General features: G+C 42.0%; 17 protein-coding genes. 3 read left to right on the top strand and 14 right to left on the bottom strand.

Going from position 1 to position 12,456, the window contains the following annotated elements:
• The first annotated feature begins 9 nt into the window (after positions 1-9).
• A complete protein-coding gene (locus IZU26_RS07530) occupies positions 10-1,296 on the top strand; it encodes a hypothetical protein (protein ID WP_433277985.1) in 1,287 nt (428 codons plus the stop codon).
• Positions 1,297-1,558: 262 nt separating this feature from the next.
• On the opposite strand, the gene IZU26_RS07525 is transcribed toward IZU26_RS07530, so the two are convergent.
• Complete coding sequence (locus tag IZU26_RS07525) at positions 1,559-1,750, bottom strand: hypothetical protein (RefSeq protein WP_433277983.1); 192 nt, start codon at positions 1,748-1,750, stop codon at positions 1,559-1,561.
• On the opposite strand from IZU26_RS07525, the gene IZU26_RS07520 reads away from it, so the two are divergent.
• Positions 1,686-2,528 carry a recombinase family protein gene (locus tag IZU26_RS07520; RefSeq protein ID WP_433277981.1) on the top strand — a complete coding sequence of 281 codons (843 nt, stop codon included), beginning with the start codon at positions 1,686-1,688 and terminating at the stop codon, positions 2,526-2,528. The genes IZU26_RS07525 and IZU26_RS07520 overlap by 65 nt on opposite strands.
• Positions 2,529-2,541: 13 nt before the next feature.
• Here IZU26_RS07520 and IZU26_RS07515 read toward each other — a convergent pair whose 3' ends face one another.
• The 13 genes from IZU26_RS07515 to IZU26_RS07455 all read right to left on the bottom strand — a co-directional run bounded on the left by IZU26_RS07515 (position 2,542) and on the right by IZU26_RS07455 (position 11,837).
• A complete protein-coding gene (locus tag IZU26_RS07515; protein ID WP_433277979.1) occupies positions 2,542-2,841 on the bottom strand; it encodes a hypothetical protein in 300 nt (99 codons plus the stop codon).
• 2 nt (positions 2,842-2,843) lie between these two features.
• Positions 2,844-3,149 (bottom strand): DUF4406 domain-containing protein, encoded by a 306-nt coding sequence (locus tag IZU26_RS07510; protein ID WP_433277977.1) that lies wholly within the window; start codon positions 3,147-3,149, stop codon positions 2,844-2,846.
• A gap of 27 nt (positions 3,150-3,176) precedes the next feature.
• Positions 3,177-4,187 (bottom strand): DNA-methyltransferase, encoded by a 1,011-nt coding sequence (locus tag IZU26_RS07505; RefSeq protein ID WP_433277975.1) that lies wholly within the window; start codon positions 4,185-4,187, stop codon positions 3,177-3,179.
• A 22-nt stretch (positions 4,188-4,209) separates the two neighbouring features.
• The gene (locus tag IZU26_RS07500) at positions 4,210-4,881 is read right to left on the bottom strand and encodes a hypothetical protein (RefSeq protein WP_433277974.1); all 672 of its coding nucleotides are present in this window, start codon (positions 4,879-4,881) and stop codon (positions 4,210-4,212) included.
• A 9-nt stretch (positions 4,882-4,890) separates the two neighbouring features.
• The gene (locus IZU26_RS07495) at positions 4,891-7,818 is read right to left on the bottom strand and encodes a toprim domain-containing protein (RefSeq protein ID WP_433277972.1); all 2,928 of its coding nucleotides are present in this window, start codon (positions 7,816-7,818) and stop codon (positions 4,891-4,893) included.
• 97 nt (positions 7,819-7,915) lie between these two features.
• Positions 7,916-8,140, bottom strand: coding sequence for a hypothetical protein (locus IZU26_RS07490; RefSeq protein WP_433277970.1), 225 nt, complete (start codon positions 8,138-8,140; stop codon positions 7,916-7,918).
• A gap of 15 nt (positions 8,141-8,155) precedes the next feature.
• Complete coding sequence (locus IZU26_RS07485) at positions 8,156-9,040, bottom strand: ParB/RepB/Spo0J family partition protein (protein WP_433277968.1); 885 nt, start codon at positions 9,038-9,040, stop codon at positions 8,156-8,158.
• A gap of 2 nt (positions 9,041-9,042) precedes the next feature.
• A complete protein-coding gene (locus IZU26_RS07480) occupies positions 9,043-9,756 on the bottom strand; it encodes a ParA family protein (RefSeq protein ID WP_433277966.1) in 714 nt (237 codons plus the stop codon).
• Positions 9,757-9,774: 18 nt separating this feature from the next.
• The gene (locus IZU26_RS07475) at positions 9,775-10,197 is read right to left on the bottom strand and encodes a single-stranded DNA-binding protein (RefSeq protein ID WP_433277964.1); all 423 of its coding nucleotides are present in this window, start codon (positions 10,195-10,197) and stop codon (positions 9,775-9,777) included.
• On the bottom strand, positions 10,194-10,463 hold the full coding sequence (locus tag IZU26_RS07470; RefSeq protein WP_433277962.1) for a hypothetical protein: 270 nt from the start codon (positions 10,461-10,463) through the stop codon (positions 10,194-10,196). The genes IZU26_RS07475 and IZU26_RS07470 overlap by 4 nt, the downstream gene beginning before the upstream one ends.
• A complete protein-coding gene (locus IZU26_RS07465) occupies positions 10,460-10,786 on the bottom strand; it encodes a hypothetical protein (RefSeq protein ID WP_433277960.1) in 327 nt (108 codons plus the stop codon). Before IZU26_RS07465 ends, IZU26_RS07470 begins: the two co-directional genes overlap by 4 nt.
• A complete protein-coding gene (locus IZU26_RS07460) occupies positions 10,783-11,655 on the bottom strand; it encodes a BRO-N domain-containing protein (protein WP_433277958.1) in 873 nt (290 codons plus the stop codon). Before IZU26_RS07460 ends, IZU26_RS07465 begins: the two co-directional genes overlap by 4 nt.
• Positions 11,652-11,837: a hypothetical protein gene (locus IZU26_RS07455; RefSeq protein ID WP_433277956.1), complete on the bottom strand. Its 186-nt coding sequence runs from the start codon at positions 11,835-11,837 to the stop codon at positions 11,652-11,654. The genes IZU26_RS07460 and IZU26_RS07455 overlap by 4 nt, the downstream gene beginning before the upstream one ends.
• Before the next feature lie 89 nt (positions 11,838-11,926).
• On the opposite strand from IZU26_RS07455, the gene IZU26_RS07450 reads away from it, so the two are divergent.
• Positions 11,927-12,286: a helix-turn-helix domain-containing protein gene (locus tag IZU26_RS07450; protein WP_433277954.1), complete on the top strand. Its 360-nt coding sequence runs from the start codon at positions 11,927-11,929 to the stop codon at positions 12,284-12,286.
• The last annotated feature ends 170 nt before the right edge of the window (positions 12,287-12,456 follow it).

Below are 12,456 nucleotides of genomic sequence, written 5' to 3'. Positions count from 1 at the left end.
GGGCGTATTATGCAACAGTATAAAGACAACTATTCGGATTATTATAATGCGACGGATAAGGGTTATCCGTTCGGAAAAGCGGTAGATTGCAGTTCGCCGGAATCGATTGACGGCACTCCGATAAAGGCATCATTGGTGAATGATGTTATCGGTATGATGCAGGCTATCTTTTTAGGCGGCATGGGAAGTTCTGCGTTGCCGACGGGAACCCCTGAAAAAGTCGGCGCGTCCGACGTGTGGAATGCGATACAAAAAAAGATAACGGACGTAAATACAGCGGAAGCGCATACGCGCGCGGAAGCGGTTACGCAACTTGAAAATCAATTAAGTGAGGAAATATCCGCACGGCAGAAGGGGCAATCGGAGTTGCATACTGCGCTTGCCGGTCATACAGGCAATAAAAATAATCCTCATGCGGTGACGAAAGAACAGGTCGGGTTGGGAAAGGTTCCGAATGTTCCTACCAATGATCAAACACCGACATATTCCGATGCGGTGTCTTTTGCTACATTGTCGAGCGGTGAAAAATTAAGTATCGCTTTTGCCAAAATAAAACTTGCAATCACAAATTTAATAAATCATATCGGCGATAAATCAAATCCGCATGGCGTTACAAAAAAGCAGGTAGGGTTGGAAAACTGCAATAATACAGCAGATAAAGATAAAAAGGTCGCTACGGCACGGACATGGGAAGCCGTACGTAATTTTGAAGGGCAATTTGTCGACGGCAGTTCGAATGTCGTTTTTTTCGGCAAGAGCGATACTGCGGGAAACATGCAGGCAAAAACGGTGTTTGTAGCGGGAACATTTTCGCTCGTTATGGGAGCGCGTATCAATGTGCAATTTCAAAACGGCAATACGGTTGATAATCCGACGCTTACGGTGAACAATACCGGCACGCATGCGATCAGGATTAAAAATACCAATATGCCCGGCGGCACGGGGTGTTTTGATGCCGGCGGAATTTATGAATTTATTTTTGACGGTACTTATTGGGTGTGTGTATCAAGTGATATCGTTGCCAAATCGCTGGGGGAGACAAGCAGTTATATAAAATATGCGAACGGTTTAATTAAGCAGTGGCTGTTAGCAAGACAAACAGCCTTGTCTCAAGATTTCACACTACCTTTAGCACACAGTACAGTTGTATCTTATGCCGCTTTCGTAAATCAAAACGAATTAAACAGTGACCGTACACGTCTGATAAAGGTATATCAAAAAACCGCTCAAACTGTAACAGTCCAATGTCAAGATTATAGCAATCTGCCTATCAGTATTTTTTCTATCGGGTTTTAAGTTTTTTATTTAAAAACCTATTTTCCAATACAAATAAACGAAAGACTGGAATTTTTTATCTCGTTGGACTGGTTTGCAGCGATATCAAAGCCGCCAAGAGTTTTGTTAAAAACTTTGACAGTTCCCGCATAAGAAGATGCCCCTGTGTTAGACATAGAACCAAGTACCGCAGGAATTGTTATAAATCGTATTGGAAAAAAAACTCTTCCCCCGTCAACCCAATTCGCTGAAACATTTATCGACTGTACAATTAAACCGTTCGTTATTTACCTATACAAAAAAACGAAAGACTTGAATTTGTTATTTCGCCGGAATGGTTTGCGGAGATATTAAAACCTTCACGATTTTTATCAAAAACCTTCACCGTTCCTGAATAAGAGACAGTACCTATGTTGGACATCGAGCCTAAAACGCTTGGAATTTCTGAGAATTTTATGGGGAAATATACCCTCATCGATTCAGACCAATTTCCAGCAACGTTTATCCACTGTAAAATCAAACCGTTCCTTAAAATCATAACCTTCATAGATTTATTATGGAGGTGTTATATGATTTATGGGTATATTCGCGTATCGACCGACGGGCAAACAATAGAAAATCAAAAGTTGGCAATCAGATCGTATTGCAAAAAGATGAAACTCACTCATGTACACTGGATTGCGGAAAAGATAAGCGGGTTAAAGAATCCTGAAAAAAGAAAACTAGGTGAATTATTAAAAACTGTACAGCCGAATGATACAATCATCATGACAGAACTGTCGAGGCTTGGCAGATCATTGATAATAATTCTAAATGTGCTGCAAAAATTATTAGAAAGAAAGGTGCGCGTTGTTACAATAAAAGAGGGATTTGAATTGGGAGATAACTTACAATCAAAGGTTCTTGCGTTTGCCTTCGGGTTATCCGCCGAGATTGAACGTTCACTGTTGTCAGAGCGTACTAAGCAAGGGTTGGAGCGGGCGCGAAAAGCAGGGAAGCAGATAGGGCGTCGCAAGGGTGAAAAACCTCGTTATTATAAATTAACTCCGTATCGTTATAAGATAAAACGCGCTTTAAAAAACGGACGAAGCAAATTATCCCTTGCGAACGAATTCGGGGTAACATGGGTAACGCTGAACAGGTTCGTACGAGAACATATCAATGATACATTACCGCCGCCGCTTACGGAGCGGCCGAAAAAGCACGGTCATCCGACTATTCGCGAAAAAGAATATTTTATTAAAAACCCTTAACGTGCAGGTGCTGTCAGTCAAATAATTCCTGCTGTCGGCAATCGATGATTTCAAACTGACGCAGGTATTTTTTTAGTGAAGGTTGTTCGTCTGCCCATGATTTGATGGCTTCCGTTGCTTTTAGGCGGGCGGAAAGAATCGTCGTTGCCGGTGTTTCTTCGATTTGTTGATATGTTGATTTTATGAATTTTCCGAGTTTACAATTTACTCCGTATGCGTAACCGCCGTGTACGGAATAAATTGTAATTATAATTCGTGATAGTCCGTGTTGTTCGTTGCGGCGATAAGCTACGGGGTGTTTCGTTATATCCATAATTATTTTTGATAAATGACGATCATAGCAAGGGTTACTGCAATGCGGTGTTCCAGTCTTGCGCCGGGGCTTGTTTTCCAGTGGGATAACATATATATTGCATCGCAAGTGAAAAGCGCTGATAAATCATTTCGCATATATTCGGCGTAAGTGGGTTCGCGGCGCAATCGTTGCTGCAGATTTTCAGAAACTTCCACGGGGTTAACTGCAATATAGCCTTGTCGTTCAAGGTATTCTCTTGCGTTTTTGAATTTGTTTTTGTAGTTTTCCATATCGCTCGATATAGCTCCGCTTATGTATATACGCATAAAGATGTTCTCCTTTGTATTTTATATTCACTGGCAAAACAAACCTAGCCGCTCTTTATAAAGGTTTTTATAATTTTCATTTATTTCTATTCCTAGCCATTTGCGATTCAATAGTGTTGCGACTTCTCCTGTTGTGCCGCTACCGAAAAAAGGATCAAGGATAATATCACCTTCCTTGCTGCCGGCTAAAATACACGGTCGTATAAGGGAAGGTGGAAAAACAGCAAAATGGGCGCCTTTGTACGGCGAAGTATTTACTGACCAAACATCACGTTTGTTTCGTTTTGTAATATCGTAATCGTCGTTTTTTCGGTTAAGTCGTTTTTGCGGATAATGTTGCTTTATGGGATCACGCTTGTCGTTGCGACAAAAAGTATATCTTGCGGAAAGACTGTTCAGTTTGCTGTGATAATTACATTCTCTATTTCTTATTATTCCCGGCAAGCGATTTTCAAAAGTTGAAGAATTTTCTTGTATTGCTTTGTAATCAAAATAATAATTTCGTTCTTTGGATAACAAAAAAATATATTCGTGAGATTTCACGCAACGATCTTTGATTGATTCCGGCATTGCATTAGGTTTATTCCAGATAATATCTTGCCGCAAATACCAGCCGTCCATCTGCAGGGCGAAAGCAACGCGCCATGGAACGCCGATTAAATCTTTTGGTTTTAATCCATTTGATGCAGGTGTTTTTTGTAACAAGCCTATATGTCTTCCAGTATGTTTTTCTTCCTTACTTCCATTGCTTAATTTTCCTTGTTTCCCGTCATGATTTCTGCCTTTGCCGCTACTGGCATAACTGTCCCCTAGATTAAGCCAGAGAGTACCGTCATTTTTTAGTATGCGTCTTGCATCACGAAAAACACATACTAAATTATTAACATACTGTTCAACGGAATCTTCTTGTCCGATTTGTCCCTGTGTTCCATAGTCTCGTAATTGATAATATGGAGGACTTGTAACGATACATTGTATACTGTTAGAAGGGAGTGTCGGTAAAATTTCGCGGCAGTCTCCGATTAAAAGTTTATTCATGGTTTCTTTACATTATCTCCTTTTATAGTATGTATTCACGAATAAATCTGTTTGCATAAGTCTGTGATATAAGAGAACGAAGTGTTTGTTTATTTTTGCCTTTTACATAGTCGGATTTCCATAATATTTCAGATTGCAAATTTTCAAAACAAAAATTTTGTTTGGGTTTAAAATTGATAAACCAATATTGTGTCGGTTTTTTTGCAGTATCACCGTATTTACTTCTATCCGTATGTATCACACTGGGTTTTATAGGGAGATAAGTGTGCAAAAAATGCGGTTGTGTGTATGGGTTTTCAATGACAAGACGTATTCGTTTTTCTATGCAGATTAAAATTAATTTGCATAAGAGTTGATAGTGGTTGTGTATTTCATTTTCGATTTTCATTGAATATTCGATTTTTTTTTCATAGTTCCAATTTTTCTGTTGTGCCGCTTCTCCGCGTGAAAGAAGCGGTATTTTTGCGTTGAAACGGGTACATGGAAAAAATGCTAAGGCTATATCTTTGTTGTTAATTTTATCGAATATACTTATTTTGTTCTCGCGTGATTTATTAATTTCTGCAAATAAATCCATCTTGTAATCGGTTTGTGCAAAATCGTCACGAATATCTATATCCACTGCATTTACACCTAATTTGATGAATTCCTTTTTAAAGGTGCCTGATTGTTCGAATAAACACCACGCCTTCATATTTTTCTCCTAAAATATCTCATACGGTTCGTCCGGGAACGGATTGTCGTCCGGCGGAGAATCATCCGGTTTTTGCACTTCGATTTTCGGCGGCTGCGGAGTTTGTGCGATGTCGTCTTTTAATTTTACATTAAAAAAGCATAGTTCCGGGTAGCCGTCGATTTTTTTTTGCTTGTAATTGATTTCGATGTAATCTCGTTTCAAATAACGCGTGAATTTATTGCGAGACAGGGCTTCTTTGCTTTCGGCCGTAAGTCCATAATAAGCGAGGTAGCGTTCATAGACGGTTTGCACTTTTTCATAGACTTCGCCTTTATGAGACAGATCGAATTCAATGCAGTCGTTTACGAATTTATCAAGATCGGTTTTTTGCTCTTCGACATATTGTCCTTTATAGTTTTCGCACTCTTCGGACAATGGAATTTCTCCGTGTAAATTGATATGCAGATTGATATATCGTTCTATGAGCATTTTGATTACAGCGGGGAATTCCGGCCGTAATTCGTTTATAAAATCGTTTGAGGTTTTGAAATTTTTATCGCTTTTGCTGTGTTGTATTTTAAATGGGATAACTATCATTCGGGAAATAGCGGCTTCGTCGTGCGCGTCGAAATTCGGACTGTAGTTTGATGCGATTATTATCTGGGATGTCGGAATAAAATTGTGCGGATCGCGATAGAGATTACGGGCAGTTAGCGTATCGCCGCCGGTTAACTCTTTCCAGAAGTTCGCGTTCAGATATGCGTTTCGCGCGGTTTCCTGTACAAAAGAAGCGCACTTCCCTTCCATCTTTGCAATTTCGGGTGTTGCTTCGTTTCCGCCTTGCCGGCGCAAATTTGTGGAGACAAGTACGTCCGATTTTACTCGTGTGGTCATGCCGGTGAAAACTGCTTCTATGAGGTTCAGTGTCGTTGATTTACCCGTATTGTGGCGGCCGATAAAGATACCGCCATATTTATAGGATGTATTGCGGGACGGAATAAGCGACAGGTAGTCAAGCAGGGTGTTCAGTGTTTTTTTATCGCTGAAATTGCCGTTCATAAATTGCATGAATTTTTCAGGGATGCCGGATTTTTTTATGTCGTCGGTTTTGTAAGGTAACATCTGCCGGCGGTACTCGTCCGGCTGCGATTTTTTATACTCGATCTCTTTACCCGAAAAGTCGACAACTCCGTCGAGCATCGTCAAGGTTCCGCGAATCTGCTGCCCGTCGAATTGTACGCTTTCACGAAAGACTTCCGGTTTTAATCCGTTTAAATCCTGTGCAAGTTCAACGCGGAAACGGCGACCGCCCACTTTCGTAAGCAGTTTGTATACAAGCCGTTTCGATGCAAGCGCGTTTTGAAAAAAATATTTTAATAATGCGGCTAAAATTTCATACGCCATCCCTGCGACGTCGGGTTCGTGAATCCATACATGCCCGTCAAAAAAATAATTTTCTTTTTCGCTTTTAACGTATATCAATCTGTTTTGCAGTACGTCGGCGACGGTACGGGCTGCGCTTCGGACATCATTCGTTTGTAAAAACTGATTCATGTTTTCGTTCTGTTCCATGCTTTTGTAATTGATGGAAACGAGTATTTTTTTATTGTTTATATTTTTGACGATCTCTTCGCCGGGCAACAGTGCAACTTGCAGTTCGGTTTTGAGATATTTCGATATGCCGTATCGCTCACAGGTTTCAAGCAAAAAATACGGCGACGCATCGTTGTCGGCTTCTATTTGTTCGGCTGTAGCCCCCCATTTCAAAAGCTCTTGCCTGACAGCAGGATGACGGCAGGATTTTACGGCGGCGGTTATAAAGGGCTGGACGTCGTCGTCGTCCATTTCGTCCCGCTTTATCTTTTTAAGCAGGGAGACAAGCCGCTGGAGCGTAATCGTTTCGTAACGTTCCCAGATGGTGCCGCGTATATTCGGTTTTTTGTGTAACGGTCGATACGGTTCGGCTTTTTCGATCGCTTCTTTTATCAAATCGGCTTTGCCCGCAATTACGGCCGCATCCTGATCTTTATAGGGGCAATTCTCTTTAAACCTGGCGATTTTTATAATACCCATATAGCCGGCTTTGTGCAGTGTGTCGGGTACGGTTGTGCGTTGTTTTTCATCACTTTCACCGGCTTCAATTCCTGCGGCGCGCCTTCCTGCGGTATCGTTATCAAAAAAGATTATTATTTCCGGTGTGTTCAGCAGATACTGTTTTACTTTCGGCTTTGTAATTCCGTTCACTCCACCGGCGGAATACACATTCGAGATTCCTGCCGCCGTACATGCAAGCGCGTCGAGTTCACCTTCGACGAGTATGACGGACTTATCTTTTTGCAGAGTGCCGGGCATGGGAAATGTACTGCATGATCGCGATCCGCGTTTTTCGCATGATCCGTTTTGATAAAAATGCAGTTTGTATCCCGTACCGAGTTTTACGATAACGCCGGGATGGCTCCATGAACTTATGCCGGTATTAGGGTTTTTGCCGGGAATTCCCGCTTTATAAAGCGTATCGAATGAAATATCCCCTTCCGCTGCGTCATACCCCGGCCAGTAAAAAAAATATTCGGCAAGGTTTTTACGGATTTCATCCGGGTATTGCGCAATCTGTTTATTTGTACTCGATATCGCCCGCGTATTTAAAAATGTCAGTATTTCCTGTTTTGCGGCTTTGTTTTTCGACAAATATGATTCAAGTCTTTTTTCTGCTGTCGGATCGGGTATGAATGTCGTATTTTTTACAGGGACATATATACTCGGTTTTACAGTGCCGTTGAATACGCTTTCTATTTCTTTGAATTGTTCCGACTTCTTTTTTATTCCGTCGATGATTTCGCATGCGTCGTAAATATCACCGTCGATACCGCAACCGTAACAGTGAAAGTGATCTTCGGAGAGTTGGCATGACGGCGTGTTGTCGTCGGTGTGAGATGGATTAAAGCAGTGTATCATTGCGCGGGGCGCAGCTTCTTTGATACCTCGAAGCTGTAGATATTCAATCAGCTTCCCTTTGTATAAATTGTAATTCACTTCCCACCTTGCCTTTTACTCATTTGCTGTACTCGTCTGCGGCGTTGATAATTTCGCCGTTAAATACTTTTTTTAGTAAATGCACTTCAATCGGTAATTCGTTTTCGCCGAGCAATTTTACTTCGTTCGGCGAATACTTTGTGCCGTCGCGGCAAAAAACCCAGCCGGAATTCATATCGTACGCGATTGTTTGTTTGAGTGTTTTCGATTCGATATATTTCCAGTCGGATTTTTTGTCGCCCATTTTTTTAATATATCCTCAATTTTTTAAAATCTGTGTTGCGGGTGTGTCCGTTTCAATGACGTTCACTTCCGTTTCTGCGACATTCGGCGGGAAGAGACCGTGTGAAAAAATACATTTGGAAATATTTTGTGCGAAAAGTTTCCTTCCGTTTTCCGGCCCCGCGATGATGATCGTGAATTGGTTATCATCGATCGGACTGTTTTCGAATATGCTGTTAAGCCGCTGTAATTTTTCCTCTTTGTGAACTGCGCTATCCGGTTTTTGTCGGGTGTTCCGGTCTTTGTATTCGTGCGTAATTTTTTCCGCAGCTTTGTTTGTTCCCCCTGCCTCCGCAAGCATATTGACGGTTTTAGGGATATCTGCGGATTCTACGGTACGCAACTGCGCAAGTGCGCGCGTACCGATATTGTCCGTCTTTATCCCCGCTCTTTCCGCTTTCGCGCGGACTTTTGCGCCGGCGAGTATATCGGACACATAGCTGATCGGTTTATTCAGTTTTTTAGCGATTTCGCTTTGGGTCCATCCTTGTTCAATCATTTTTGCAACCGCGGCTTCTTTTTCTTGCGGTGACAAATTGACGCGCTGTATGTTTTCAATCATGCGCAGCGCCCATGTATCACCGGTTGTTATTTTACAGTCGACAAGTGAAAAATCTTCGCCGCGGGAACACAATAAATCAATCGCACGTTTGCGGCGTTCGCCGCAAATTACTTCGTACATTTTGATGCCGTCTTTTTCTACGGGCGGTTTGACGTTTATCGGCGACAAAAGCCCGTGATCGCGAATCGATTCGGCGAGCTGTCCTATTTCGTTTTCGTCGAATGTGCTTCGGACATTTTCGCCGATAAACAGCTGTGTTATCGGGATTTTTATGTTCGTTTGAGTATTTGAAAATTTCATGTTTACTCCCATTGTTTGTTCGTGATCGCGGCAATAAAATCGGAAAAACGGTTTTGTACGGTTTTATTGATTTTATAGTCGGGGTTCGATGCGATCCGCTGCAGGCTGTTTACTTCCGGCAACGGCGGCATAACCAAAAAATCGCCGAACGTATCAATGTATTTTTGCAGCGTGTTATCAGGATCGCGGCGTTTATTATATGCGTTGCATACAACGAAAACTTCACTTTCGAGACCGCAAGATTCAAGCAACTCCATATATTTGACGGTTGCTTTATAGTCGAGCGGAGAACACTTGCCGCAAACAATGACCGTGTCTGCTGCGAAAACCGCATTACGCGTTTGCGCGTTCCATGCGCCCGGCGGATCGATAATGATATAATCGTATACGTTATTAAAGCCCTGTTTTTGTATTTGCCGGCGAAGCTGGATATCGGTAATATTCGACAACATAGACAGATCGAGATCGGACGGTATGATGTCGATATAGTTAGTGTCTGTTGCTTTTTTGCGATAGGGTTTCACTTCCCTGCCTGTCAAAAGCTCTTTCGAGTTTTCGTCTTTCAGAATAAATCCGTAAATTTCGCTTATCGAGCAGTTCGGATCGACGTCGATAATAAGCACTTTCGCCCCGTGTCTATAAAGATATTCTGCCGTGTATGTACCGAGTGTCGATTTTCCCGTGCCGCCTTTGCCGTTTGTAAAGCTTAATATCATAGTGTGCCTCACAAATAATCAGAACGGGATATCTTCGGGCGGCGCGCTTTCCGTATTTACTGCCGGCACTGTATTTACTTCGTCATCCTGCTTTGTGTGTTTTCCTTCACCGGGACGACGCAACGCGCGGACGTTTTGTACGGCGAGTTCGATTGTAGAATGTTGTTTATTGTTATTGTCAGTCCACGCATTTTGTTTCAGTTCGCCCTCGATAATAACTTCGCGTCCTTTCGTCAGGTCTTTAAAAATCCAGTCGGCATGTTTACCGAAATAAACGGCATTGAAAAAAGAACTCTTTGTCTCCCAGTTGCCGTCTTTTGTTTTTACCGATTTTCCGCAAGCAAAAGAAAACGATACGCGTACGGTACCGTTCGCACATACGGATCGTTCCGCGTTTTTCGTTAATCTGCCTTGCAAAATGACCATGTTCAAATCACTCATACTTTCCTGCCTTCCGGCGTTGCCGGTTTGTAATTATATTCAGGGTGCTTTTTCACCCAGTCTTCCAAAATAATTTCAATTTTGTTGATTTTTATCGGAGCGTATTTATTCTTTTTCAGTTTCATAATCAGCCAAGAATAATTGAGTTCACAATCAATCGCTGCGGAAAATAAGCTGCGATATTTTCGACCGTTGATATAGCACGGTCTTGAATTCTTGCCTTTATTCGCACGCAGATTGTCCGAAAAAATCTGTTCCGTATTCATTTTCTTTTGGGTATTTTTACTCCGAACTGCGAAGCGTATTTTTCAATGTCGGAATCGGGAATAGATGCCCAGATAATGACATCGGACTTTCGCCATGATTTACGACCGGCAATGCGTTCCGAGTGCGTACCTGCGCACGGCTGCAGCCAATATCGAGTTCGGTATGTTTCGTACGCTCCCCCGCCCTTGTATTTAACGGCTGTTGCCAAATCAACCCATTCCGGCAATTCAGCCGGATTTTTGATATTTTGCCGCTGTACCAAATCGAGCATGCGGTCGACTTTGAGCGTTATTTCGGCAAGTTTATATTCCGATTCTGTCATTGTGCTTTTCCCTGCAGCGCGTCAGCAGCTGCGATTCGTGCGAAAACGAGGATCGGGTACCCGTTGATTTTCCTTTGTTTATATTGAATGTTGAGGTATAAACTGCGGATTGTACGGGTGAATTTATTCCGCGATAATTCCGACTGCGGAAATTCTTCTTTGTATTTTTCGTATACCGATTCAACGGGAATGAAATCTTCGTCTTGTCCGGTGATGCGAAAATTTTTATTGAAAAACGATTGTACGTCGTTGTCGTAATTTCTCGTACTGATCGGCAGGCGGGCGTTGAGAACGATATGCCTCCATTCGTAGGGCTTCAAAACCCCCGACTGCATTGCTTCGTTTAAACTTTCGATAAGGCTGTATGCGTCAGGGCGATTGAAAAACGGATAATTTGCTTCGGTTATCCCTGCTGCGTCCGGTATCAAATTTTTATTGATATACATACCGGTTTTTCTAATTGACGGGAGCACTTCGGCGGTTACCCACCTGCGAAAAGCCTTTGCTTGTGCCTTGTGGCTGCTGATGACGATATGGTAAAGACCTGATTCGTTGATAATAATTGTACCTTTGCTGTTCAGTTTCGGGGTGTTTTCTTCGAAATTCAGCAGTTCAGAACCGCCTATTTTGCGATCAAAACCTTGAATTTTGGCGGTTCTACCCTGTTCAGAACCGCCAAATAGGCGGTTCTGAAAATTGTCCGTACCGATTGTCGTAAATTCATCGTCGTCAAGTATCTGAATCATTTTGTGCGCATCCGAATAATCGAGAATCCGTGCGACATCCATTGCTACAAACCACGGCGCATTTTCGACTTGTATCATGCGCATCATATTGTCGCCGAATACAAATACTTCGTTTGCTTTCATAGCACATCTCCCTCTTTTTTATCCGCCCTGATTTCGCTAAGAACGAGATTTCGCATATAGGCAGTTTTTTTAAGGCAATGTCGAGCGGCGAATTCATCAAACTCTCTAGCCTCTTCGAGTGTCAGACGAAATGTCATCGTTACGTGATTATGGTCTTTAATTTCTGTTTGAGTGTATTTCATAACATGATAATAATTCAAATGAAAACATTTTGTCAAGTATTTTTTATAAAAATACTTTAAATAAATCGTTTATCGCGTATAATAAACGCATGGAAATTGAAAAGTATTTTTGGAGTCAAGTAAAAAAGCAGCTTAATTTGCAAAACACTAACTATGAATGGCTGTATCAGGTCACAAAAATACCGAAAGCTACGTTTGCGACATGGAAAGCGAACGGACGGGTGCCGAGGGTGGACGAAGCGTATAAAATCGCATCGTGTCTCGGAGTACAGCTTGAATATCTTGTCGATGAAAATTTCGACGGTGTTCATGCTGTTGAAGTGTACGGCAAGTATCGGGATATACTCGAACAACTTGAAAAATTAGACAGGGAAGACTTATTTGTCGTCTGGAAATTATTGGAGGGGTTAACGGCACTTTCGAAAACGAAAAAGACAGAAACGAAATAAAATGAGGAAATTTCTTGCAAAAAATGTCAATAAAAATATCAATGAAATCGGATATTTATAGCAACAGACCGCAATAGTTTCTTCTATGATATACAAGGCTGGCAACGGGCTAAAACAGGCGGCAACAGGATTGTATTAGCTTCGCAATCTATAGGTCACCGGTTCGATCC

The organism is Treponema sp. SP13 (assembly GCF_050938355.1).
Lineage (GTDB): Bacteria > Spirochaetota > Spirochaetia > Treponematales > Treponemataceae > Treponema_D > Treponema_D socranskii.
This window is presented reverse-complemented; position numbering and strand designations above follow the sequence as displayed.